Raw genomic sequence first — 25,964 nt, forward strand, 5'->3', positions numbered from 1 at the left:
GGTATTTTAATAAGGTGATATGGATCTGTTTGGTAAAGGATTAGTAACAAAAATGGATCTGCAAAGATTACAGATCCATTTTATGAATAGAGATATAAGATTGTCAAAAAATCTTATTGATCAGAACCATATTGACGCCAATCATCACCCATCATGGACCAAATTAAAATGGCTTTATGTGCATGAAGACGGTTTTCAGCTTCATCAAAAACAACAGATTGGCTGCTTTCAAACACTTCTTCTGTGACTTCTTCACCAATATGTGCAGGTAAACAATGTAAGAAAATGGCATCAGAGGCTGCAAGATTCATTAAGTCACGATTGACTTGGTAAGGCCCCAAAGCTTGTAAACGCGCTTGTTTTTCATCATCACTATCAGACATGCTGACCCATGTATCTGTTACAACGGCATCGGCATTTCTAACGGCTTCTTTGGGATCAGTGGTCACATTAATAATGCCACCATGTGCTTTTGCCCAGTCTAATACTTCTTGAGAAGGAGAGAAGGATGCTGGTGTTGCAAGATTTAACGTGAATTCAAATTGTGTTGCAGCTTCGATTAAAGAACTCGCAACGTTATTCCCATCTCCAAGCCATGCAAGGGTACGACCTTTGATAGGGCCTTTATGCTCTTCAAACGTCATAATGTCAGCAATGATTTGTGAAGGATGAGAAGTAGGCGTAAGTCCATTAATTACAGGAACAGAGCTTAGTTCAGCAAGACCTAAAAGATCATCGGTACAACCTGTTCTAAGGACCATCGCATCAACGAAACGAGATAATACGCGTGCTGTATCAGCAATGGTTTCACCACGCCCAATTTGCATACTATCTGTTGATAATACAACAGAATGGCCACCTAATTGATGGATGCCAACCTCAAAAGAAACACGTGTTCTGGTTGAAGGTTTAGAGAAAATCAGTGCAATATTCTTGCCTTTTAAAGGTGCAGCAGGATGCAAAGGATATTTTCTATTCTCTTGCATTGCTTTCATTTGTTTACCTAAAGCAATCATATCATTCAAATCTTGCTTAGATAAATCACGGATATCAAGAAAATGTTTGCACTTTTTATCGTGAAGGTTGTTTTGAAGAGGTTTTGATAAAGTGCTCATTAGTTTTGTTCCATCACTTTTTGGAGTTGTTTTGCAGCTTCAGCCAAACGGTTGGCACCATCTTTACATTCTTCTTCACTGATGATGAGCGGAGGAATGATACGAACAACATTATTGCCTGCTGCAACCGTTAATAAATTTTGATGTAAAGCTGCATTTTGGATCTCAGTAGGAGGTAATTTTCCTTTAAGACCCAGCATTAATCCTTTGCCTTTAACAGCTTCAAAAATAGCAGGATATTGAGTAACCAATGATTGTAATTCGTTTTGTAAATAGTTACCCGTTTTGATGACATGATCTAAAAAACCAGGTGCTAATAAAATATCTAACACAGCATTTGCAGCAGCACATGCCAATGGATTTCCACCAAAAGTAGATCCATGAGTGCCTGGTGTTAAATGTTTGGCGATTGATTCTTTTGCTAAGAATGCACCCATTGGTACACCACCAGCAATCCCTTTTGCCAAGGACATAATATCAGGTTCAATATCTGTCCATTGATAGGCAAACATTTTACCTGTACGTCCCATACCACACTGTACTTCATCAAAGCCTAGAAATAAGCCTTTTTCATCACAGATTTTTCTGAGTTCACGTAGGAATTCGACTGGTACGGTATTAACACCACTCTCCCCTTGAATCGGTTCAATTAAGAAACCAGCTGTATGCTCATCAACTGCTTTGTGTAAGGCTTCTAAATCATTAAGGGGAATATGTTTAATTCCAGGAAGTCTAGGTTCAAAGCCTTCCAGATATTTTGGGTTGCCTGTAGCGGTTAGTGTTGCCAAAGTACGACCATGAAAAGCATGCTCAAAACAAATAATATCTGTACGTTCTGGATGACCATTTTTAAACTGAGCACGACGAATACCTTTGATGAGTCCTTCGTTTGCTTCAGCACCAGAGTTGCAGAAAAATACACTATCAGCAAAACTGATTTCTACCAGTCTTTCTGCCAGTTTTTCTGCTTGTGGAATGCGATATAAATTGGAAACATGCAATACTAATTTTGCTTGTTCTGCAATGGCGTTGGCTAGGTGAGGGTGATTATGCCCAATAGAGGAGGTCGCAATGCCTGCACCAAAATCTAAAAATCGTCGTTTATCTTCCGTAAAAAGCCAAGAACCTTGACCTTGCGCAAAAGCAAGATCTGCACGATTATAGGTAGGCATAAGAACGGGAATCATAATAACTCTTCTTTATATATTTTGTTGAAAGAAAAGAATCATAATCTGTTATTGTCTTGGTAAAGTCAATTTTTTCTTGATGGTTTTATTTATTTATTATGATGTGTTAAAAATATATAATTCTTAGTGCTTTTTTTAGATGATTGGTAGAGTAATAGTCCTGTGAAATTTCCAGACCTTCAAGAGTATGCGATGATGTATTTAGCTCGTTATAACAATACTGAGCAGGGATTGGTACGCGTTTTAAAAGCAAAGCTCCGTCGTTGGGCAATCAAAGCTGAACAAGAATGTGTAGAGCCATCAGAGGTCAATGAGGGGATGCAAAAGGGGCAGCAACAAATTCCAGAAATCATTGCCAAAGTAAAGCGATTGGGAATTATTAATGATCAATCTTTTGCAGAATATAAAGTGACTTCATTGATACGTTCTGGGCGTTCTCAAAAGGTGATACAGAATAAGCTTTTGCAAAAAGGGGTTGATTCAAATGTGATTCAATCTGTATTAGATCAGTATCAAGATAAAGATGTAGAACTATTGGCAGCATTGGTTTATGCGAGAAAGCGGCGTATAGGTCCTTTTCGTCGTACTGATCGTGAAGAGAATGCAGAGTTAAAGCAAAAAGAGCAGCTTTCTTTTGCGAGAGGTGGGTTCTCGTTTGGAATGAGTAGTAAAATTCTATCGATGTGTCAGTCCGAAGCCGAAGAAACAATAGAAATGTTGAGATCTTTATAAAATATAACAGGTTATTATATAATGACGATATTGAGATCATGTATATTGCTGATGGTGTTCTTGCCTTTGCTAGCAGCTTGTGGTGGGCGTAGTTATAATGGATCATTGCAATGTGCTCCTTATGCCAGAAAGCTCACAGGTGTTCAGTTGAAGGGGCAGGCATATACATGGTGGTATCAATCGCAAGGCAAGTATCCACATACGAATCAGCCTCAAAAAGGTGCGATTTTGGTTTTTCGTAAGACTTCGAAACTTCCTTATGGACACGTATCTGTTGTTAAAAAGGTTAAAGATTCACGGACTATTATTGTAGATCATGCGAATTGGGATGCTCAAAGAATTAATCATCACGCGTCTATTGTTGATGTGTCTACGCGTAATGATTGGTCTTTAGTGCGTGTATGGTGGCCACCTACTAATAAATTGGGATCGAGACGATATCCAACTTATGGGTTTATTATTCCAGGAAAAAGCTAGATCTTTTAATTACTCGAAATATTTATAGAGAGCATTAGTTTTTAGAAACATTTAAGTGTTTTTTGTTGTTTGTGGGTGAGTGTATTGACGTCCTATTAATTTTGTTTTGATATAATTATGGCTTATGTGAATGTCGATCCATATATATGCTATTATAATACTTAATTAATTTGCTTTTACATTGGGCTTTGATCTTTTTTAATTGGTGTTATTTGATAAATAATTATGCATAAGTAATGGTCAAGAAATGACCCAAACATAGTAAAATTAAGTAAAATTATCTGTAGAAGGAGTAATTTTCTAGATCAAACCTGACCGTTAGAAGCGAGAAGCTACGTTTTGTAAATAGTAAAATAATGATTATCATTTCAACCGCAATTATGATAATTCTCTTAGTTTCCAATTGAATAGATTTGTAAAAAATATAAGAGAAATTATCTATGATTTCAGTAAATTTAACAACCACTTCGTCAAGATTAGGACTTTGTAGTGCAACAATATGGTCGTTAATACATCAAACTAAAAAACCAGATAAAATTTTCTTATGGATTTCACAAGAGGGTTACTTATCAGATGAAGGTATAAAAACTATACCTAGTTGGATTGATGAGCTAAATAGCATATTAAATATAATAGAAGTTAAATTTGTAGAAAATACTGGGCCATATAGAAAAATAATAAATGCCATAAGGCTTTCAAACCAATCTGATATACTTGTTTATGTTGATGATGATGTTATTTATGGCGATAAGTGGCTAGAAACATTGCTACATGCTTTTTATGAAAATAAATCTAAATTAGCGATCGCATCAAGAATTAGAGCGGTTAAAAGAAACATTTTTGGAACTGTGCAATCATATAGTCGATATAGAGTTTGTAAAAAACCTATTCAATTTAATTGTGATTATATCATAACAGGTGTTGGGGGGTGTGTTTTAACGAAAAATATGATTAGTGAAGCATTAATAAATAATGATGATTATATTTTACTCGCACCAAAAACAGATGATTTATGGATAAGCAAAATATTAGAGTTGTCTGGTACGGTCGTAGAGGCATGTCCTAAAGCGTTGACTTATGTTGATGAAATAGATCATAAAAACAATGCCCTTAATTTATCGAATATGCACCAAATGAAAGGGTCAAACGCAGTTTTGAAATTAATAAATAAGATAGTGCAAAGAGTTTTAGCTTACTTTGGTTTGCAGAGAACAAATAATGATATATCAATTAAAAAAATATCATCTTATTTTAAAAATAAATAGCTTTTGATCATTGGAGTTAGATGAGTTTATTTCATAATATAAAGTGGCTTTCATTCTCTCAAGTTGTTAAAGTGGCTTGTCAGTTATTGGGGTTGGTTATTTTTGCAAGATTTCTAACACCAAAAGACATTGGTGTGATGTCACTCACGATGATTGTTGTAAGTTTTGTAAATATCTTAAGAGATATGGGATCTTCAGCCGCAATCATTCAAAAAGAAGAAATCGATGATAAATTAATAAGCTCAGTTTTTATATTAAATACAATGATGGGTTTTACTTTAGCAATAATCTTCTATTGCTTGTCTTATTATATTTCTCATTTTTATAAACTTGAAGCATTAGAGTATACAATAAAATTAATAACCATCACTTTTGTATTAAATAGCATAACATCCGTTCATTTAGCTATTTTGGAACGGAAATCACAATTTAAAACCGTTGCTCTTACAGAAATAATCTCCTCAATATGTGCACTAACAATAGGCGTGTATTTTGCAGTTAATGGTTATGGTGTATATAGCCTTGTTTTTCAAACATTGGCTTTTTCATTCCTGACTTCTATTTCTTTCTGTTTTTTTTCGGGTTGGAAGATAACTTTAACATTTGATCTGGATAAGATTAAATCTATTTTTAAATTTAGTTCGAATTTAGTTTTATTCAATTTCGTAAATTATTTTTCAAGAAATAGTGACGAGATGATTATAGGTAGGTTTTTCACAGCAGCAATATTGGGTGAATATTCTCTAGCATATAGAGTGATGCTGTTTCCTGTTCAAAATATGAGGTCAGTATTAACGAGATCTTTGTATCCAATTTTAAGTCGATTGCAAACATCATCTAATGAAGCTGTTGAAGTTTACCTTAAATCTATTAAAGTTATTGCAATGATCGTTCCACCAATTATGTTAGGCTTATCAGCGGTAAGTAATGAGTTTGTAATTTTAATTTTTGGTTCTCAATGGTTACTTTTATCAAAGTTATTAGTTTGGTTATCGATTGTAGGTGCTTTACAAGCAATTGTTAGTACAACTGGTGCTGTTTTTATGTCTAGAGGAAAAACAGATTTATTATTGTATATTTCAATTTTCAATTCAGTTCTTCAAGTTGGTTCATTTATTGTTGGAGGATTCTATAATATTGAAGTGCTCGTTAAATTATATCTGCTGGCAAATATAATGATGTTCTTTCCAAATATGATGCTGGCTATGAGATTATTGGGAGGACGTTTCATTGATTTGATGTTGTGTATATATAAACCTATACTATGTGCCGTTTTAATGTTTGGTCTTGTTAAATTTACAGGGATTTATCTTAAAAGTTTGAATATATCGTTGTTGGCAGTTTTTATTATTAAAATTTTACTAATTATTGTTATATATATATCGTTATTGCTGCTAACGAATCCTAAATTATATCATGTAGTAAAAAGAAAATTATTAATATTATCTATTTTAAAATGAGGTAGTAAGGGCTTATTGTTGCTCTTTATTAAAAGCAATTAACGACACTTTTACAGTAATATTCCATGCGGAGAACTGTTCTTTATGGTTTGTTTCTTTGCTTATACCATAATGATTGTTTAATAGTGTAACGGTTTTACTCATTTATCTGTGGCAGAAGTCTCATTAGTTTGAGTGTAATTCATATGTTTAAATGTTATGGGTAGTGATTTTTGATTATGTATTATTTCATAACAAAGCCAGATAAATTTATGTTTATAGTAATTTTATTTTATATTTTTCTGTATAATCATACTCCTTTAATTTTGCATAGCATATAAAATATAGTATTACCCAACAAATCAGATTATGGTATGTTTCTGTTTTGTTTTACATAAGTTTTAATTTTTGATGTTAAAATGATGAGAATACCATTTTAACCCGAATATAAAGATGAGGATACGATGGGTAGTTTAAGCATTTGGCATTGGCTGATTGTATTGATTGTTGTGATGTTATTATTTGGCGGTAAAAAAGTATCCACATTAATGGGTGATGTCGCCAAAGGCATTAAAGACTTTAAAAAGAATATGGCAGAAGAAGATACATCATCTAAAGGGTCTTCAACGCAAGTTAGTAAAACATTATCAGCTGCAGATCAAAAAGATGAATCTGTGTCTTTTAATGAGAGTGAAAAAACGACAGTAACTTCTGATATTGATAAAAAATAGTTTCTTTAAAAGAAAAACTTTTTGAGAGACCATGATAAGGGATGTATAGTCGTTTATGACGATGATTTTTGAGAATGACCAGCCAGTTTCCAAAGAGGCAAGAGGAAGCGTTGCGGTGTTAGGAAACTTTGACGGCGTACATCGTGGGCACGTTTATTTGTTGCAACAATTGCGTGCACAATGTCCCAACCTTCCTTTGTCAGTGATTACATTTGAACCTCATCCTCGCCAGTTGTTTTTTAAAGAAGATGCGCCTTTTCGTTTGACGAATGCAAAGGAGCGTAATGCAGCGTTAACAGAGCAAGGCGTAGATTTTATTTTTCAGATTAATTTTACGCCCGAATTCTCATCTTTAAGTGCGCATGATTTTGTCCATCAAATTTTGCATGAACATCTTGGTGTTGCTCATATTGCTTGTGGTGAGTGCTTTGCTTTTGGTAAAGGGCGTAGTGGAAATATCGATTATTTATCTTCTGAGACCCAATCTTTGGGAATAGGTTTGACGGTTGTTAAACCTTTGCAAGATGAAAATGGGAATATTTCTTCTACACGTATCCGACACTTATTAAAAGAAGGACAGCCAGTTCAAGCTGCGGAGTTATTAGGACGTGTTTGGAGTATCCAAGCAATTGTTCAACATGGTGATAAGCGTGGCAGAACTATTGGTTTTCCAACTGCGAATTTATCTTTGGGGGAACATGTAGAGCCTAAATGTGGGGTTTATGCGGTTAAAATAGCGTTGCCTGATGGTCAAATTCGTATAGGCGTTGCAAATGTTGGCTATCGTCCAACCTTTACTCAGGAAAGTGAATGTCGTTTAGAAGTTCATTTATTCGATTTCGATCAAGATATTTACGGACAAGAGTTAAAAGTATGGTTGCATGCTTTTATTCGTGCTGAAAAACGTTTTTCTGGCCTTGAGGAGCTTAAGGAACAGATTGTTAAAGATGCGTTGGATGCAAAAGAATTTTTTAATACTCTAAAATAATTTGATGATTTGCTGATTATGAATTGAAAATAATTAGTAAAATAGGGTATTTGTGTATTTAAGTGGGTTATTGATCTTTGTGTTACATAAAAGATTAATAGGTATTTTTTTTATTATTGTTACAGTTAGAATGACGTTATGACTGAATTCAAATCGACTGACCTGTATCGCGATACAGTATTTTTGCCTTCTACTTCCTTTCCTATGCGTGGTGGCTTACCTAAAAAAGAGCCTGAAATTTTGGCTCATTGGAAGAAGATAGGGTTGGATGCAGCCATACAGAAAAAATCTGATGAGCGTTTAGCCGCAGGACATAAGGTATTCACCCTTCATGATGGCCCTCCATATGCAAATGGTCATTTACATATTGGCCATGCGTTAAATAAAATCATCAAAGACGTTATTAATCGTGCTCATCGAATGAGTGGCGAAGTTGTGCGTTATATTCCTGGTTGGGATTGTCATGGTTTGCCGATTGAATGGCGTATCGAAGAAGAATATCGTAAAGCAGGAAAGAATAAAGATGACGTTCCAGTGCTGCAATTTCGTGCTGAATGTCGTAATTATGCACAAGAATGGTTATCTACTCAATCTGCAGAATTTCAAAGATTAGGTGTTCAAGCAGAGTGGGATCATCGCTATGCAACGATGGATTTCTCTTCTGAAGCAACGATTGTTGAAGAAATTGGTCGTTTCTTATTGAACGGTAGTTTGTATCGTGGCTTGCGTCCTGTGATGTGGAGCCCTGTTGAAAAAACAGCACTAGCAGAAGCAGAAATTGAATATCACGATCATACTTCTGTAACAATTTTTGTCGCATTTCCAATTGTCAAAGACTCAACCACGGATCATTTTTTAACAGGTGTTTCCGCGGTTATTTGGACAACGACGCCTTGGACAATTCCTGCAAATAGAGCCATTGCATATAATACAGAGATTACCTATCAAGTTTTGATGGCAAACGAAGTAAGCGAAAAATCACAAGTGACTGTTGGTGCTAAATTTTTAGTAGCTCAAGAGCTTGCAGATTCTTTTTGTCGTCAAGTTGGTATTACTGATCATAAGACATTGCATATTCTTCCTGGTAAAGAGCTTGCTGGAACTGTTGCAGCACATCCTTTGCGTGGTAAAGGGTTTGATTATGATGTGCCTTTCTTGGCTGGTGATTTTGTTACAACAGAAGCTGGAACAGGTTTAGTTCATTGTGCGCCTGCTCATGGTGAAGATGACTTTTATCTTTGTCGTGATAATAATATTGGTGTGGATGAATTGGTTGAAGATGATGGTCGTTATGCTGAACATGTTCCATTATTTGCGGGTATTCATGTGTTTAAAGCTGCAGATCCTGTCTGTGAAGCTTTAACAACAGCCAAAGAGGAAGCTCAACAAGAAAGTAATGCGTTTACTGGATTGGTTGCTCGTTCTTCATTGGTGCACTCTTACCCACATTCATGGCGCTCTCGTGCTCCGGTTATTTATCGTGCAACACCACAATGGTTTATTGCGATGGATGATAATCGAAAAATTCGTGAAAATGCATTATCTGCACTGGAAGATGTGACATTTGTTCCAGCACAAATTCGTAATCGTTTGACCAGTATGGTGGCTTCACGTCCTGATTGGTGTATCAGTCGTCAACGTGCTTGGGGCGTGCCGATTGCTGTCTTTGTTAATAAGCAAACACGCGAAGTATTACGTGATGCAGAGGTCATGCAACGGATTGTTGAAGCATTCAAAGCTGAAGGTGCCGATGCATGGTATACTTCACCAGCATCTCGCTTTCTTGGTGATGGTTATAATGCAGATGATTTCGAACAAATTTTTGATATTGTCGATGTTTGGTTTGAAAGTGGTTCAACCCATGCGTTTGTGCTTGGAAAAGACAAGTTAAATTTCCCAGCTGATTTATATCTTGAAGGTTCAGATCAGCATCGTGGTTGGTTCCAATCTTCTTTGTTAGAATGTATCGGAACAAGAGGGATTGCACCTTTCAAAGCGATTGTGACAAACGGTTTCGTGATGGATGAACAAGGCCGTAAGATGTCTAAATCTTTAGGAAATGTTGTTGCTCCTCAAGATGTGAATGATTCAATGGGCGCTGATATTTTACGCCTATGGGTAATGAATTCAGATACCAATGATGATTTACGTATTGGTAAAGAAATCTTAAAACAACAAGGTGATCTATATCGTCGCTTACGTAATACATTACGTTGGTTATTGGGTGGTTTAGATGGTTTTTCTGATGCTGAAAAAGTGCCTTATGCAGAATTACCAGAGCTGGAAAAATGGGTATTACATCGTTTAACTGAATTAAATAAAGTCATTCAACAAGCTGTTAAATCTCATGAATGGGTTGGGATTTATCCAACATTACACCATTTCTGTACTGTTGATTTATCTGCGTTCTATTTTGATATTCGTAAAGATACGCTTTATTGTGATGGTAAAGATAGCTTGCGTCGTAGAGCTGCGCGCACCGTATTAGATATCTTGCATCGTTGTTTATGTGCATGGTTAGCACCAGCTTTATGCTTTACGGCAGAAGAAGCGTGGACAGCCCGTTTTGGCGAAGAACAAAGTATTCATTTAGAAGATTTCCCAATATTACCAGCTGAGTGGCATGATGAAGCATTGGCTGAACGTTGGGTGCAAGTGAGAGCTATTCGTCGTATTATCACGACAGAAATTGAAAACGCGAGAAGAGAAGGATTGATCAAATCTTCTTTACAAGCAGCTGTTGAGCTCAATTTCTCTGAAAAAGAAGAAGCATTATTCGGGCAGTATGATTGGGCAGATCTTGTGATTGTCTCTCAAGTTGATATTAATGTGGTGCCTGGTTCGGCTTCTCTTTATACGGATGAAGAAGAGCAACTCGGTGAGCCACATGCTCCTCCAGCGATTGAAGTTGCTTCAGGTCAAAAATGTGCACGTTGTTGGAAGGTATTGGATGAAGTTGGTGAAAACACCAAACATCCAGAGCTTTGCTTACGTTGTGTTGATGTTGTTGACCAAGCGTCTTAAGGGATAGAGTTCCATTTATGAATGAATTCACGATGAAGCCCAAAAGATCGATAGGCTGGATATTTGGCGTAATCATGATGATCTGTGTTTTTTGCATCGATCAGTTGAGTAAATATTGGATTTTGAATATTGTCCATTTGCCTGAGAAAGGCTCTATCGAAGTTTTGCCATTTTTCAACTTAACCATGGTATGGAATAAGGCAATTACTTTTGGGATGCTGGGTCAATTAGGGGCTTTGGGGCCAATTATTTTTACAATAATGGCTTCTTTGATTGCGCTTGGGCTATTTATTTGGATGTTACGTTCGTATAAATGGTGGGTAACATTAAGTTTAGGGGCAATTGTTGGCGGTGCTATTGGAAATATTGTTGATCGTGTACGTTTTGGGGCTGTTGTGGATTTTATACATCTTCATGTTGCGGGCTGGTCGTGGTATGTATTCAATATTGCCGATAGTGCGATTGTTTGTGGAGTAGCTATATTGTTGGCTGATGCCTTTTTCCAATGGGGCAAAAAGTCTTAATATGGCTGGTTTGTTGATCTGTTTGTTTGATTTTAAAATGAGTAAGGAGTGAGGGCGGATATGGTGCGTAAGTTGAATCTTAATGCTTTGTTGCCTATGGGTTGCCTTATGGGGGCTTTGGTTGTCCTCTCTGCATGTTCTGGGGAAGATGTTTCTCGTGCTTTTGGGATAAAACGCGATATGCCTGATGAATATACGGTGACGACTCGTTCTCCGTTATCAATGCCACCATCAGATAGCTTGTTATTACCTGATAGCAATGCTGGTCGTCCTGCTGGACAGTCTATTCGTCAACAAACGTTGGAAATTTTATCTCCTGATGTTGCGTTGGAAAGAAATCAAGATGTTCCAAGTGCTGGACAATCAGAGTTGGTTACCCAAGCAACGCAATCGGCAAATGAAAATCGTCAGCATGAGTTAGTGACAGACCAAGGCTTTGTAGATCAAATTATGTTTTGGAAAAGCGGTAAACCTGTTGATTTAGCCGTTGATGGTGCTGCTGAAAATAAACGTTTACATAATAATCTAAGCTTAGGGGTAAGCCCAGATCAAGGGGCAACACCAGCAACAACAAAATAAGTGTTGTGTTATTGAAGGTGATTGATCATGAGAGAAGAGAAACATAAAGAGAATTTTTCTTCTCTAAATCAAAATAAAATCCGTCAATTATCAGAACATACGATAAACCTCATCGCTGCAGGTGAGGTTATTGAACGTCCCGCAGCAGTTGTTAAAGAGCTCGTTGAAAATGCGCTAGATTCTGGTGCAGATCGTATTGTTATTCATTTGATTAATGGTGGTATTGACCGTATTCAAGTGATTGATAATGGATGTGGTATGTCTCCCGAAGATTTATCCCTTGCGGTAGAGCGCCATTGCACTTCTAAAATTATTGAAGAAGATCTAGTCCACATTAAAACACTTGGCTTTCGTGGTGAAGCTCTTCCTTCTATTGGTGCTGCTGCAAGATTAAAAATTATTTCACGCATACAAAATGCATCTCAGGCATGGCAAATTAGTGTCGAAGGTGGAAAAACAAAAGGTGTTTCGCCAGCTGCTGGACAACAAGGAACACAGGTCATTGTTGAGGACCTGTTCTTTGCCACACCAGCACGGCGTAAGTTTTTAAAAACACCCAGAGTAGAATTCTCTCGTTGTGAAGCAATGTTGCAACGTTTAGCTGTTGCGCGGCCTGAAGTGTCTATTTGTTTGATGCGAGATGATAAAACTATTTTTGATTTGCCTATTCAAACGCGAAAAGAAAGAGTTTTATCAATTTTAACTGATATTCGCGAGGAAGAGCTGATTCCTATTGATTTTCAACGGGAAGATTTGCATTTAGTAGGCTTTATTGGTGCTTCTTCTGTCAATCGTTCTACAACAAACGGGCAAATTATGGTGGTTAACGACCGTCCTGTTGTTGATCCTGTCATGCAAACAGCTATTCGCGTGGGATATAGAGATGTTTTGGAAAAAGGCCGACATCCTGTTGTTGCTTTGTTTTTAGAGGTGCCAATGGATCAGTTGGATGTGAATGTACATCCAGCAAAAACTGAGTTAAGGTTTTCTGACGAAGCTGGCGTGCGTGCTATTTTGATTGGCAGTATTCAAAAGAGTTTGGCAATGGGCGCGGGGGAGATCGGTGTTCATCCAGAATCTTTACAAGTTATTCCCAGACAATACCAACCTAAAGCAGCGAGTATACAATATCCACCTTCGGTAGGTCGGTTAGCATCTTTTCAAAATGAGCCTGCTATAACTAGATCCTCCTCAAACCAACAAGTAGAGTCATTGTTAAGTGGTGGTGCTTTATCGGTTCGAGATGTGGATAGTGCACTGGTTACTTTCTCTAATAAAGATGTGGAGCAAGAGTCACATATAACCTCTTTCCCATTAGGCACTGCAATTGGACAAATTTTCAAAACCTATATTTTGGCAGTGACTGCACAAGATGAAATGGTGATGGTTGATCAACATGCAGCTCATGAGCGTTTGACTCATGAAGCGTTAAAAAAACAATATTTAGAACAAGGAATTCGTTCCCAGCCTTTATTACTCCCTGAGGTTATCGATTTATCAGATTCTCAATTGCAATGTTTGTTGGATTTTAAAGATAGTTTAGAAGGTCTTGGGATTGAAATTGAATCTTTTGGTGGAAAATCGATTTTAGTAAGAGCATTGCCTCAGCTTTTAGGAACTATTTCAGCAAAATCTTTGTTAATTGATTTGGTAGAGGAGTTGGAAGCGGATGAGCAGGCCAATCCAAATGAAACAGAGTCCTTACATCTTCGATTAGATGCTATTTTATCAAGAATGGCTTGCCATCATAGTGTTCGAGCAGGGCGTTCATTAAATATGGATGAAATGAATGCGTTGTTAAGGCAAATGGAGGAAACACCAAGGGCTGGAACGTGCTCTCATGGTCGTCCAACTTGGTTGAAATGGTCAAAAAAAGACATTGAAAAGCTGTTTCATCGTTCTTAAGTGAAGGTAGAAATCAGGACGAATTTAACAAAAATTAAAATCATTTCTGGGCAATTTCTATAGAAAGATGTATAAACTTCCTATTATCGTATTTGAATCAATTAATTAATGAGAATACCGTGCACACAGTATTACTTACGCTCGTAACGTATTTGCCCTTACTTGGGGCGTTAATCATCTTCCTTATGCGTGGCTCTTCTGAAGAAGTGTCACGTACTGCTAGGTGGATTGCCTTATGGATAAGTGTTGTCGTTTTTGGCTTATCCATTGTAATGTGGAGCGAATTTGATCCCACACTACCTGGCTATCAATTTTCTTATCAAAGCTCTTGGTTGGCAGGTTATGGCGTGTCTTATCACGTCGGGGTTGATGGAATTAGCTTATTCTTTATCATTTTATCCACTCTGTTAACGCTAGTTGCTATTTTAGCAGCATGGCAAATGATCATTGATCGTATTCGTGATTACATGGTCGCGATTTTATTGCTAGAAACAACATTAGTTGGGTTATTCTCTTCATTAGATATGGTGGTTTTCTACTGTTTTTATGAAGCAACCTTAATTCCAAGCAGCATGTTGATCGGCATTTGGGGGGGACCAAAACGTATTTTTGCGTCTATGAAATTCTTCCTCTTCACATTTACTGGATCTCTTTTCATGATGATCGGTATTTTGTGGATGTGGGTACACACAGGAACAACTGATATTCCTGTGCTAATGCATCAATCATTTTCTGGAACTGTTCAAAGTTGGTTATTGCTTGGTTTTGTTTTGGCATTTGGTGTTAAATTGCCTCTTTTCCCATTCCATGCATGGTTGCCAGATGCGTATTCAGAAGGTCCAGCTTCTACAACCTTATTAGTTTCTGGTGTGATGTCAAAAGCCGGTGCTTATGGGTTGTTACGTTTTTGTGTGCTTATGTTGCCAGAAGCTAGTCATCGTTATTCTGTATTAATTATGATACTGGGTGTATGTGCAGTTATTTATGGTGCGATTGTTGCCTTAGCACAAACAGACGTTAAACGTATGGTTGCTTATTCATCATTCTCACATATGGGCATCATTGCGATTGGCTTATTCTCTTTGACCGCAGAAGGCATTAATGGTGCATTGATGCAAGTGATCTCTCATGGCATTACCATTGCAGCTTTATTCTTATGTATTGCTGCGGTTACTTATCGTGCAGAGACACGCTCTATCAATGAATTTGGTGGTGTTGCCAGTCAAATGCCCAAATTAGCATTGCTTGGAATGATTTTCATTATGGCAAATGTTGGTTTACCAGGAACAGGATCGTTTGTTGGTGAATTATTGGTAATGGTTGGGGCTTTACAGGTTTCTTTTTGGATAGCCTTATTCGGTGGATCCACGATGATTTTGGGTGCCATTTATACATTAGTTTTATATCGCAGAGTCATATTTGGTGCCGTTGTAAAACCTGCGGTTAGTCATATGCGTGATTTAAGTGCTAGAGAATTAACGATTTTAGTTCCTTTGGCATTGATTACATTATGGATGGGAATTTATCCAAATAGCTTCTTATCTGTTTTTGATCCAGCAGTTGTTTCTTTCACAACCTCAGGAAAAGTTGCAGCATTAACTTCTAATGTTCATACGGTTGCTGCAAATGGAACGGATATTCATCAGGTTGTTGTTCGCTAAAATGTGAAGAGATTTACTCTTTTTAACTAGTGAAAAACCCATTGCAGGCCTTGGCTTTGCAGTGGGTTTTTTTTATGATGGATTGTAATTTTAAATCAAAGGGATTTTCTCAATGGCTCAGGATAAAGCATCTTATAAATATGTAGAAATTGGTATTCAGGCAACGGGAATACGAAAAGAGAGCGATTCTATGGGCGCTGTGGAAGTACCAGCAGATCGTTATTGGGGCGCACAAACACAACGTTCGTTACACCATTTTAATATTGGTGGTGATGTGATGCCACGTGAAGTGTATCATGCATATGGTGTTGTGAAGGGGGCTGCTGCAGAGGTTAATGCTGCTGCAGGTCGTATGGATAATACAATTGCAGAAGCGATTGTACAAGCCTCTAAAGAGGCTGCTAATGGAGAGTTAGATGAGCATTTTCCATTATGTGTATGGCAAACGGGATCTGGCACGCAAACTAATATGAATGCGAATGAAGTAATTGCTAATCGTGCTATTCAATTATTGGGCGGAGAAATTGGTTCAAAGAAGCCTGTACATCCAAACGATCATGTGAATATGGGGCAATCTTCAAACGATAGCTTTCCAACCGCAATGCATGTTGCAATTGCTTTAGAATTAGAGAAAAGTTTTTTCCCTGAATTAACAAAATTAGTGAAAGCCATCGAAGCCAAAGCTGAAGAGTGGTTTGAAGTTGTTAAAATTGGACGTACACATTTACAAGATGCTGTTCCATTAACAGTTGGACAAGAATGGTCTGGTTGGGCATATCAATTAAAAGATGCGGTTCATCGAGTTAAAGAAGCTGAACGTGGTGTATTTGAATTAGCAGCAGGGGGAACTGCTGTTGGTACTGGGCTCAATGCACCGAAAGGTTTTTCTAAGGCTATTGCAGAAAAGATCTCTGAAATTACAAGGCAGCCTTTTATAACTGCACCGAATAAATTCGCGGCCCTTGGTGGTTTAGACGGTATGGTCGCTGTGATGGCTGCTTTACGTGGTGTGGCAACCGTATTAATGAAAATTGCCAATGATACTCGTTGGTTGGCTTCAGGTCCTCGTTGTGGATTAGGTGAGTTACATTTGCCAGAAAATGAGCCTGGTTCTTCGATCATGCCTGGTAAAGTAAATCCTACTCAATGTGAAGCGATGATTATGGTTTGTATTCAGGTAATGGGGCTTGATGCTGCGGTTGCAATTGCTGGGTCTCAGGGGAATTTACAACTGAATGTTACGCGTCCTTTAGTTATTATGAATGCTTTACATGCAACGCATTTACTAACCGATGCAGCAAAAGCATTCCGTGAGTTCTCTGTTGAAGGAACAACTTTGAATGAAAAGCGTATTCAACATTATATTGATAATTCATTGATGTTAGTAACCGCACTAGCACCTGTAGTGGGATATGATGGCGCTGCAAAAATTGCACATTTAGGAGATGTTGAAGGCTTAAGCCTTAAAGAGGCAGCATTAAAAACGGGCTTATTAGACGAAAAGCAATTCGATGAGCATATTAAACCACGTTTGATGGCAGGGGATGGTGTTGAAGGCGCTTAAATAGAGTTTTTTGATATGATTATAAAAATAGCAAACCGATAAAAAGGTTTGCTATTTTTCTGGGATAAATATTGTTTATTCTTTGTTTTGTTTTAATTTTTTCATAAATTCCATAATCGCTGGCTTTAGCTCGCTAAATAAAGGATTTTCTTTATCTTTTAAAATAATTGCAGTCATTAATTTTAAGCCAAGAACAAATTGAGTCATATCTTGTTCTGATTGAAAGTGGTTTTTACTTCTGACTTTGTCAAATATTTCAAATAAATCATCGTGATAATTGAATTGTAAGTCTAGATGGCGATGGGCATCTTGTTCGTTTTTAAGGACAAGTTCTTTAAGTTGGACTTGATAAAGATTTGTTTTCTTTTCAGACATTAATATTTCCTATAATAATGAGAATTATTCTCTATATTATAGGAAAATTATTTAAATATCCAACATCTCTACAGAACCAGCATGTTCTTGGATAAATTGAAAACGCATTTCAGATTTTTTCCCCATTAAATTAGAGACACGTTCTTCAGTGAATTCGATGTCTTCTTGAGGAATAGTTACCTTTAGTAATGTTCGGTGTTTAGGATCCATTGTTGTTTCTTTAAGATCTTTGGGAGGCATTTCCCCGAGACCTTTAAAGCGTGAAACTTCAACTTTACCTCTGTTTTGGCTTAACTTATTTTGCTTTTTCTCTTTATCTTTGTCGTCCATTGCATAGATGCTTTTTTCGCCTTGGGTTAGACGATAAAGAGGAGGTTGAGCAAGATAAATTTTCCCTTGATGGACGAGCTCTGGTAATTCTTGATAAAAGAATGTCATGAGTAGGGACGCAATATGTGCACCATCAACATCCGCATCTGTCATTATAATGACACGACCATAGCGGAGTTTTTGTATATCAAAGTGAGATCCGATTCCACATCCAAGTGCTTCGATAAGGTCTTTTAGCTCTTGGTTATTATTCAATTTTTGATTAGAAGCACTGGCAACATTAAGGATTTTCCCACGTAAAGGAAGGATCGCTTGAGTTTCGCGGTTACGTGCTTGTTTTGCAGAACCACCAGCAGAATCACCTTCAACAATAAAGATTTCAGTAATTGCAGCGTTTTCTTTGGTACAGTCGGTTAATTTTCCTGGAAGGCGTAAACGCTTTGTTGCACTTTTTCTTGGGGTATCTTTATTTTCTTTACGACGTAGGCGATCTTCAGCTTTTTCTAAAATAGATAAAAATAAGGTATCCGCTTGACTTGGATCAGCTGCCAGCCAATGATCTAAACGGTCTCGTAAAGCAGTTTCAACGAGTTTAACAGTTTCTTTAGAGCTCAGTTTTTCTTTCGTTTGGCCTTGGAATTCTGGATCACGAATAAATACAGATAATTTAGCGGCAAGAGAGCCTAAAACATCGTCAGCAGTAATAATAGAGGCGCGTTTATTAGCACGTTGATCGCCCCAAGCCCTGATTCCCTTAAGCAAAGCATTTCTAAAACCTTGCTCATGTGTTCCGCCGAGTGGCGTAGGGATGGTGTTACAAAAAGAACTTAGAGAAGAGTCACCTTTAGTCAACCAAGCAATAGACCATTCAATACGGCCTGTATCTTGCCCATCTGTATCCGTTGGAAGAGCGACGTCTCCTGACCAAATAGGACATACGAGATTATTTGGATCAATTTCTTCTTTAAGGCTATCTTCTAAACCATTTGGGAAGTGCAGTGTTGTTTGTGTTGGAATATCATTATTTTTGATAAGAGATTCGTCACATGACCAACGAATAGTAACCCCTTTAAATAAAAAGGCTTTTGCACGACAAAGTTTAAAAAGCTGTTTTGGTGAGAAATGAATGTCACCAAAAATCTCTGTATCAGGAATAAAGCTGATTTGTGTACCACGGCGGTTTTGTATGGGCCCAACTTGTATTAAAGGTGTGACAGGGTTTCCCCGCTCATATGTTTGCTTCCAAAGAATTTTATCTCTGGCGATTTCTACTTCCATCCAAGAAGAAAGAGCATTCACTACTGAGGAACCAACGCCGTGCAACCCACCTGCAGTATTATAAACTTTGTTAGAGAATTTTCCGCCTGCATGCAAAGTTGTTAAAATAACTTCTAATGCGGATTTATCTTTAAATTTGGGATGTGGATCGACTGGAATACCACGACCATTATCTCGAATAGTCAGTTTATTTCCAATATCTAAGCTTACTTGAATAAGGTTAGCAAAACCACCAACTGCTTCATCCATGGAGTTGTCAAGGATTTCAGAAGCCATATGATGATAGGCGCCTTCATCTGTACCCCCAATATACATGCCTGGTCGTCTTCGAACTGGTTCTAGTCCTTCTAAGACTTCAATATCATTAGCATTATAACTGTTTGAATCTGACGAGGCAGAGGGGGGCAGTTGTGTATTTTTAGAGTCATTAGAAGAAAATAAATCGCTCATATTGTGACTGTTCCTGTAAACGGTACAATTTTACTCATTACTTTCTTCATCTTTCTCAATTTTATTATTTTTTAGTCGTTTTTTTTGTATGTCTTACTGTGCGTTTTTTTGTTGCTCTTGCTTTAGATGAAGCAGGAGCATCGCAGACTTCGATTGAGGTTGGTTGCATAATGTCTTTAGCATCTGCGTATTGAGATAAATCTTTAGCTGATTGTAAAGGTTTAACTTCATCAAACATGCTCATTCTTTGTAAGCAGAAAATAGTTCCTGCTTTTAAGCCTTGAGAAGACTGAACATTTGCTAATTGCGTGATATAATCATCTTGTGCTTTTTGGGCGCTACGTCCATAGGTTGTGCGGAAATGCTGTTTTAATTTTACTTCTTGTTCATTAACAATAGGACCGAATTGTTTAATAAAACCATTATATTGATCTTGTGCTTGACAAGAAAGGGCTGTAACCATCAGCTCACTTTTTAAGCCTTCGACATTAAAAGCATCACGAGCAGCAGAATTACGACAAGCTGCATTTGCAGCACTGACTTGACCCAAGGTAAGACCCCCAAGGATTAACCCAGAAAGAGCGAGACGTTTCATTGAAAAAGACATTCAATTCTCCAAATTAGGAAAAGGAAAATGATTATAAACACACCAAATGAATATAAAATAACCGATTCGATATTTTTTTTCAGCTATTTTTATTTCTTAGCAATTTAAACCTGCATGAGTTCATATTGATTTGTCTTTTGCATATAAACGGGTATTTTATATAATGCAATAGTTTATTGTTATTCTTATTAACTTATTGTGAACGATAAAAAATTATTGTTTTATCTTTTATAAATGATAAAGAATGTTTTTATTCTTTAGAAATTATGTGGATATATTCTATTCTAAGAGTTTGATAGACTATGAATTATCTCAGTATAATTTTGTTATTAGTAAATGGTTTGATCAATAATCATAAAACGAAAAATGGTTTTTCGTTGAATGCAATGGGGGCTAGTACGTGCGTCTTCAATTATCTTTAGTTTTGGTTGGTTTAGGGTTTGCCTTGACCGCATGTCAACAACAGCAAGGGCTTTCTCCCGATAGTGAGGCAGCTAATCCGTTTAAATATACGAAGCGTTCAGCTGTGTGTAAAGTAACACCAATTACCACCGAAAAAGATGGTAGCTGGAAAGCAACAATGTCTGTTCGTAGTGATGATGGGCAATGCGAATTTGTTGTTCGCGATCCTGATACCAAAGATTCTTTTGTATCTTTTGGTATGACTGAAAATCCTGAACATGGTAAGGCGTTTTTGTATAATTATAACCATCATACTTATGTGCGTTACATACCGACCATGGCATACGCTGGTGCAGATAAGTTCACTGTAAATCTTATTCATAAAGATGGTACTAAGAAAACACCATTATTAGTAGATGTTACTGTTGATAATACAGGCGTTCAGGTTCCTAAACCTGCTGTAACAGCTCCAGTTACTCACTCTACGAGTAAAACTAAAAAAACAACGACAACACGTAAAAAAGCAGTTCGTCGTAAGGCAACTAAGAAAACAACATCTAATTAATGTAGTTTAGTCAAATATGAAGTATATTTTACTTCATATTTGATATGTTATATTTTTGACGTGTTATATTGTAAAATAGATAGGGGTGGGGCGAGGACGTTTCATCCCTTTTTCTTCGGCTGTTTTGATAAGATCTTGTAATGTAATTTTAGCAGCATCTTTGAGTATTTTTTGATCTGTTTTTTCCCAAAAAGGTTTGACAACCTGTAAGTATAATGGGGACAGAATTTCGGTATATTTTTCTTTTTCTTGCACAGAAATCGCTTGAATGATACTTGCAATCGTAATTAAACGTTTAGGTTTTGCGAGATGATATCCTCCATGAGGACCTCTTGTGCTTTCTAAAATGGATGCTTTTGATAGAAGTTGCAATAAGGGTTCGATACTTCTTTTGGGTAAATTTGTACGAGTAGAAATATCAGCAGCACTGACGGTATTATTACGGCTTGCATAAAAAGCAATATCCGTTACGATTAAAATAGCAATAATGGCGCGATCTTGTCTTAAAAGCATAAGATTCTTTCAATATCAAACTATCGATATAAATAATAAAAAAATACTTGTTATTCTAAATAGCATATATAATCTATAATAAGATAAAAAATAGGGTTATTCTATAGAAAATAATTTATTCACAACAAATTATAGTGATATAATTTTTACGGATAAAGTAAGATAGAGGAGATTGTTGAAAAGTGACTGATATTAAAGGTAAAAATTTTGGATTTGAAAAACCAAGAGGTAGAATATATAATTCATTAATAGAAACTGTAGGGGGAACACCGCTTGTTCGTCCTTCCAACTTTCTCAAAAAAGAGCAAGTTGCAGCAGATATTTTATTAAAACTAGAATGTTTTAATCCACTTGCATCTGTTAAAGATCGCTTGGCAACGGCTATGGTGTTACAGGCTGAGGCAGATGGTTTAATTAGCCCTCATAAAAGTATATTGGTAGAGCCAACATCAGGAAATACAGGTATTGGATTGGCTTTTGTTGCTGCGGCAAGAGGTTATCGCTTAATTGTTACAATGCCTGAGAAAGCATCTATTGAACGTAGAAAAATGATGCGTTTTTTAGATGCACAGCTTGAGCTTACTCCTGGTCATTTAGGAATGGCTGGTGCGATTGCTCGTGCAGAAGAAATCGTAGAAACAACCCCTAATGCTTGGATGCCAAAACAATTTGAAAATCCAGTGAATGCCGTGGTTCATGAATACACAACAGCTCAAGAAATATGGCAAGATACGGCAGGTAAAGTTGATATCGTTGTTGCTGGTATAGGTACTGGAGGAACGATTACTGGTATTGCCAAAGGGTTACAAAAACATAATCCAAATATTGAGATTTATGGTGTAGAACCTGCGGAAAGCGCTATTTTAAATGGTGAAGAGCCTGGGCCTCATGGGATACAAGGAATTGGAGCAGGGTTTAAACCAAAAGTTTTAGAAATGGATTTGTTAAAGCAAGTACTTATGGTTTCAGAGAATGATGCTTTAGCTACTTCACGGAAGCTTGCTGGTTTAGATGGTATTCCTGTTGGGATTTCATCTGGTGCAGCATTATATGCAAGTTTGCAATTAGCTGCTCGTCCTGAAAATAAGGGTAAAATGATTGTTGCAATTGCACCGTCTTTTGCAGAACGTTATTTATCAACACCGTTATTTAATGGTCTAGGATAGTAACTTTAAGTATTAGATAAATAAAAAGCGGGATTATTTCCCGCTTTTTATTATTAGGCAAATTACTAAGTATATTAATGATTAATGTAAAATAATTTCTACGCGACGATTCTGTGGTTCACGAACATTAGGACCCGTAGGAACTAAAGGATGCTCTGATCCATACCCATGGATATCGATACTACTTGCAGGAACGCCGTTTTTAATTAATTCAGCTTTGATAGAACGTGCTCTTTTAAGAGATAAGGCAACATTATAGCGTTTTCCTTGTTCATTTGGAGCTGCAGAACTATCTGTATACCCATCGGCTTCAATACGAGTGCTACGAACACTATTATACGCTTGTGCAGCTTCTTTAACGATAGATGTTGCACGACTATCAAGTGCATAACTATCCCACGCAAAAAATACTAAATAAGTACGAGCTTTTGTTGATTGAGGAACAATCGGGGCTTCTTGAATTGGTGCTGTCGGTGGTGGTGCAGGATTAAATTCATATCTTAACCCTAATAGAATGGAGTGGTTAAAATATGTTGTTGTATCTCTGTTCCCACGTGCTTGGCTATAAGCATGAGTTGTGTTATAACCACCTTGTGTTCCCCATACATCAGCTGTGTGGCTTTGTGGCCCTAGCATTGTCCAGAAACGATATTCTGTTGTAAAGGATAATCCAACAACCCATGGGGTAGGGAAGGATAAACCACCAATAGCTTGATAGGAGAAATTGCCAAAAGTTCCGCCAAGATGTTCGGTCAAACGGTTATCTGAGGTGCGTAGTTTAACACCGTTCATGGAAGACCAGCCGTAACCGATACCTGCTCCAAAATAAGGGAAAATATAAGGGCTACCAACATCCATATCAAAAAGAGCATTTGCCATAAACCCATAGGTTTGTTGACGGCCTTCACCATGGGCTTTATAAGAGCCTAAATTTTGCTGTTTTAGTTGATTATTACGATAGTTTCCTTCGATTTCAACACGGAAACCGTTTCCTAAACCATAACCAAGGCTGGTGACTGCTGTTGCGCCAGGGCTGTATTTATCACGTCCACCTGGCATAAATTTATTTAAGCGAACAACTTGATCTTGGTTGAAGCTAACACCACCAGCTCCACCAACATACACTCCTTGAACAGGTTGTGCTTGAGCTGTTGAAGCCAAGAATGATGTTACACAAAAAGATGCTGAAAGGCTGAATAGGGATGTCATTAATAGACGAAAGCGTAAATTCATCTTAACCTTTAAACTCCTGTAAGTGTAACGGTCGTTGCGTTATAACCAATATGTTCAATGGAAATAGCGTGTTTTGATAGAAGAAAGAAGTAAAAAATCGTTTTTTTAATAAAAAGTTTTATTGTTGTCATACAAACATCACATATTTAGTTATTTTATCAAATAAGATATATTAAATTCGAAAGGGAAACATTACTCATTTGGGATTAAATCGAGTGCTTGTTTATAAAGCGCGGGTTTTAAAATAAGCATGTTAGCGACAGTTAGATCAGCGTCTGTTCCTAGAGCTGCAGGACAAGCGCTTCGAATAGTTTGAATTGTTTTTGCGTCAAGAGGGGGGCGTGCTTTGCGAGAGGCTACGACGTTTTCTTTATAAAAAGAAGGAGGATTCTTTAAAGCATTAATTTGCTTGGTTACGAACTGTTCTCCACGGCTTGTGCATATTTGAGGCATTACTCCAAGCCCTTGGAGAGGCCACCCTAAAGGTGCTAAAACACGACTCCATGTAACGAATAATTCACCGTTATCGGGTAATTGAGCAATGGTTTGAACTAATCCTTTACCGAGCGTTGTGCTTCCAATAACAACAGCACGTTTATGGTCTGACAAGGCTGCTGTTAAGATTTCTGCTGCACTTGCAGTATGACCATCGACTAAAATAACAATAGGAATCCCTTTGGTAAGGTCACCACCTTGCACGGCCCAAATATGATTTGCATCATCGTAACGACCTTGGGTCGTTGCTGCAATGCCATTGTCTAATAGTAAAGCAGCACTGGTGATGGCTTGTTGTAAAACACCACCACGATTTCCTCTTAAATCAATAATAAGACCTTTGATTTTCATATCTTGTGTTGCTTGATCAAGATATTGACTGATTTCTTCGGCAGTATCTGTAGAGAACGCTGTGACTTTAAGCATCACAATATTATCGCTGGTAAATGCAAAAACAGTTGCAGGTGGGACAGCTTCTCTTTTTATACGAATTACTTTTGTTCTTTTCCTAGTAGAAGAACCAACGGTTAAAGTAAGAGGAGACCCTTCTTTACCTCGCAGCCATTTTGAAACAGTATCTATAGATTGTTTAGCAGTTCTCTTACCATCAACGGCATATAAACGTTGACCTGTGGCAATACCGGTCTCCCATGAAGGGCCATTGGGATTAATTGATGAGATAATAAAGAAATTGCCTTGTTTAATAACAGAGATACCAGCACTTGCCTCTCCACCATCACGGGTATCACGATCTGTTGTTGCAGAGCTTGGTGCTACGTAACGAGAATAAGGGTCTAGATGATCGAAAAGCTCATCGAAAAATGCTTGAACAATTCCTTGAGCACCTACGGATTGAATTGTTGTAGAGTTCTTCCAAGCATTAGACCAAATAGTTACAACACTTTGTGACCATAGTTTAATATTGTCAGGTGTCGTTGGAAGAGGTGTACTATAAATGATGTTCTGTACTTTGTATAAGTTAAGTAATCCTTTTTCCTCTTTGACGGACAACGAAGGATCAATAGCATTTAAGCCATTTAGTCCCCATAAGCATAGTTGTTTAATAGAATGTTCGTCCAAAGTCCTTGGTTGTAAAAATGTTAATGCAGTAGCAATAACATTTACATAACTGCTTTGGTCAAAGTCTTTTTCAGGAGGAGGCTGTATTGTATTTGATTGAGATTCTTGAGCAAGGGCAACAGAAAAGCTCATCGTAAGGAGGAATACGATGATGACCAACATTTTTAAGAACCATTTGTAAAAAATAGCCATAGAAATTATCGATTGAATGGCTGTTTCAACGTATAGGTGTGTGGTTTGCCTTAACAAGACAGGAATTGTCTTTCTCCAATTACAATA

23 protein-coding genes are annotated in these 25,964 nt (G+C 37.2%); 14 read left to right on the forward strand and 9 right to left on the reverse strand.

Annotated elements, in window-relative coordinates:
- Positions 1 to 113 precede the first annotated feature (113 nt).
- A complete protein-coding gene (gene argF, locus CIN_RS01615) occupies positions 114 to 1,115 on the reverse strand; it encodes an ornithine carbamoyltransferase (RefSeq protein WP_008853308.1) in 1,002 nt (333 codons plus the stop codon).
- Positions 1,115 to 2,302, reverse strand: a complete 1,188-nt coding sequence (locus tag CIN_RS01620; protein WP_040363675.1) for an aspartate aminotransferase family protein — start codon at positions 2,300 to 2,302, stop codon at positions 1,115 to 1,117. The genes argF and CIN_RS01620 overlap by 1 nt, the downstream gene beginning before the upstream one ends.
- A 162-nt stretch (positions 2,303 to 2,464) precedes the next feature.
- Here CIN_RS01620 and CIN_RS01625 point away from each other — a divergent pair, with 162 nt between their 5' ends.
- From CIN_RS01625 to CIN_RS01640, 4 genes are all read left to right on the forward strand, one after another.
- Complete coding sequence (locus CIN_RS01625) at positions 2,465 to 3,034, forward strand: regulatory protein RecX (protein ID WP_008853310.1); 570 nt, start codon at positions 2,465 to 2,467, stop codon at positions 3,032 to 3,034.
- 21 nt (positions 3,035 to 3,055) lie between these two features.
- The gene (locus tag CIN_RS01630) at positions 3,056 to 3,511 is read left to right on the forward strand and encodes a CHAP domain-containing protein (protein ID WP_040363677.1); all 456 of its coding nucleotides are present in this window, start codon (positions 3,056 to 3,058) and stop codon (positions 3,509 to 3,511) included.
- 440 nt (positions 3,512 to 3,951) lie between these two features.
- Positions 3,952 to 4,776, forward strand: coding sequence for a glycosyltransferase (locus CIN_RS01635; RefSeq protein WP_008853312.1), 825 nt, complete (start codon positions 3,952 to 3,954; stop codon positions 4,774 to 4,776).
- A 20-nt stretch (positions 4,777 to 4,796) separates the two neighbouring features.
- Positions 4,797 to 6,236 (forward strand): lipopolysaccharide biosynthesis protein, encoded by a 1,440-nt coding sequence (locus CIN_RS01640; RefSeq protein ID WP_008853313.1) that lies wholly within the window; start codon positions 4,797 to 4,799, stop codon positions 6,234 to 6,236.
- A gap of 12 nt (positions 6,237 to 6,248) precedes the next feature.
- On the opposite strand, the gene CIN_RS12130 is transcribed toward CIN_RS01640, so the two are convergent.
- A complete protein-coding gene (locus CIN_RS12130) occupies positions 6,249 to 6,380 on the reverse strand; it encodes a hypothetical protein (protein WP_008853314.1) in 132 nt (43 codons plus the stop codon).
- A gap of 299 nt (positions 6,381 to 6,679) precedes the next feature.
- Between CIN_RS12130 and CIN_RS01645 the strand changes: the two genes are divergently transcribed.
- The 8 genes from CIN_RS01645 to fumC all read left to right on the forward strand — a co-directional run bounded on the left by CIN_RS01645 (position 6,680) and on the right by fumC (position 17,191).
- Complete coding sequence (locus CIN_RS01645) at positions 6,680 to 6,946, forward strand: twin-arginine translocase TatA/TatE family subunit (protein ID WP_008853315.1); 267 nt, start codon at positions 6,680 to 6,682, stop codon at positions 6,944 to 6,946.
- Between the two features lie 55 nt (positions 6,947 to 7,001).
- On the forward strand, positions 7,002 to 7,934 hold the full coding sequence (locus CIN_RS01650) for a bifunctional riboflavin kinase/FAD synthetase (protein WP_008853316.1): 933 nt from the start codon (positions 7,002 to 7,004) through the stop codon (positions 7,932 to 7,934).
- 138 nt (positions 7,935 to 8,072) lie between these two features.
- On the forward strand, positions 8,073 to 10,958 hold the full coding sequence (gene ileS / locus CIN_RS01655; protein WP_040363678.1) for an isoleucine--tRNA ligase: 2,886 nt from the start codon (positions 8,073 to 8,075) through the stop codon (positions 10,956 to 10,958).
- 32 nt (positions 10,959 to 10,990) lie between these two features.
- Complete coding sequence (gene lspA, locus CIN_RS01660; protein WP_086632438.1) at positions 10,991 to 11,482, forward strand: signal peptidase II; 492 nt, start codon at positions 10,991 to 10,993, stop codon at positions 11,480 to 11,482.
- A gap of 60 nt (positions 11,483 to 11,542) precedes the next feature.
- Entirely contained in the window at positions 11,543 to 12,061 is a 519-nt protein-coding gene (locus tag CIN_RS01665; RefSeq protein ID WP_008853320.1) for a DUF3035 domain-containing protein, read from the forward strand.
- A gap of 27 nt (positions 12,062 to 12,088) precedes the next feature.
- Complete coding sequence (mutL, locus tag CIN_RS01670) at positions 12,089 to 13,966, forward strand: DNA mismatch repair endonuclease MutL (protein ID WP_008853321.1); 1,878 nt, start codon at positions 12,089 to 12,091, stop codon at positions 13,964 to 13,966.
- A gap of 119 nt (positions 13,967 to 14,085) precedes the next feature.
- Positions 14,086 to 15,627 (forward strand): complex I subunit 4 family protein, encoded by a 1,542-nt coding sequence (locus CIN_RS01675; RefSeq protein ID WP_050798304.1) that lies wholly within the window; start codon positions 14,086 to 14,088, stop codon positions 15,625 to 15,627.
- Between the two features lie 112 nt (positions 15,628 to 15,739).
- Positions 15,740 to 17,191, forward strand: a complete 1,452-nt coding sequence (fumC, locus tag CIN_RS01680) for a class II fumarate hydratase (protein WP_008853323.1) — start codon at positions 15,740 to 15,742, stop codon at positions 17,189 to 17,191.
- A 75-nt stretch (positions 17,192 to 17,266) separates the two neighbouring features.
- Here fumC and CIN_RS01685 read toward each other — a convergent pair whose 3' ends face one another.
- The 3 genes from CIN_RS01685 to CIN_RS01695 form a co-directional block, all read right to left on the reverse strand.
- Positions 17,267 to 17,566, reverse strand: a complete 300-nt coding sequence (locus CIN_RS01685) for a DUF3861 family protein (RefSeq protein ID WP_008853324.1) — start codon at positions 17,564 to 17,566, stop codon at positions 17,267 to 17,269.
- 51 nt (positions 17,567 to 17,617) lie between these two features.
- Positions 17,618 to 19,624 carry a DNA topoisomerase IV subunit B gene (gene parE / locus CIN_RS01690; protein WP_008853325.1) on the reverse strand — a complete coding sequence of 669 codons (2,007 nt, stop codon included), beginning with the start codon at positions 19,622 to 19,624 and terminating at the stop codon, positions 17,618 to 17,620.
- 64 nt (positions 19,625 to 19,688) lie between these two features.
- The gene (locus CIN_RS01695) at positions 19,689 to 20,231 is read right to left on the reverse strand and encodes a hypothetical protein (protein ID WP_008853326.1); all 543 of its coding nucleotides are present in this window, start codon (positions 20,229 to 20,231) and stop codon (positions 19,689 to 19,691) included.
- A 400-nt stretch (positions 20,232 to 20,631) separates the two neighbouring features.
- On the opposite strand from CIN_RS01695, the gene CIN_RS01700 reads away from it, so the two are divergent.
- A complete protein-coding gene (locus CIN_RS01700) occupies positions 20,632 to 21,198 on the forward strand; it encodes a hypothetical protein (protein WP_008853327.1) in 567 nt (188 codons plus the stop codon).
- Between the two features lie 63 nt (positions 21,199 to 21,261).
- Here the strand turns inward: CIN_RS01700 and CIN_RS01705 are convergent, their stop codons facing one another.
- The gene (locus CIN_RS01705; protein WP_008853328.1) at positions 21,262 to 21,711 is read right to left on the reverse strand and encodes an RrF2 family transcriptional regulator; all 450 of its coding nucleotides are present in this window, start codon (positions 21,709 to 21,711) and stop codon (positions 21,262 to 21,264) included.
- A gap of 182 nt (positions 21,712 to 21,893) precedes the next feature.
- Here CIN_RS01705 and cysK point away from each other — a divergent pair, with 182 nt between their 5' ends.
- The gene (gene cysK / locus CIN_RS01710) at positions 21,894 to 22,877 is read left to right on the forward strand and encodes a cysteine synthase A (protein ID WP_008853329.1); all 984 of its coding nucleotides are present in this window, start codon (positions 21,894 to 21,896) and stop codon (positions 22,875 to 22,877) included.
- An 81-nt stretch (positions 22,878 to 22,958) separates the two neighbouring features.
- On the opposite strand, the gene CIN_RS01715 is transcribed toward cysK, so the two are convergent.
- Both CIN_RS01715 and CIN_RS01720 read right to left on the reverse strand, forming a co-directional pair.
- Positions 22,959 to 24,110: an OmpA family protein gene (locus CIN_RS01715; RefSeq protein WP_040363680.1), complete on the reverse strand. Its 1,152-nt coding sequence runs from the start codon at positions 24,108 to 24,110 to the stop codon at positions 22,959 to 22,961.
- A 192-nt stretch (positions 24,111 to 24,302) separates the two neighbouring features.
- Positions 24,303 to 25,847, reverse strand: a complete 1,545-nt coding sequence (locus CIN_RS01720) for a S41 family peptidase (RefSeq protein ID WP_170314017.1) — start codon at positions 25,845 to 25,847, stop codon at positions 24,303 to 24,305.
- Positions 25,848 to 25,964 lie beyond the last annotated feature (117 nt).

This window comes from Commensalibacter intestini A911 (assembly GCF_000231445.1).
Classification (GTDB): Bacteria; Pseudomonadota; Alphaproteobacteria; order Acetobacterales; family Acetobacteraceae; genus Commensalibacter; species Commensalibacter intestini.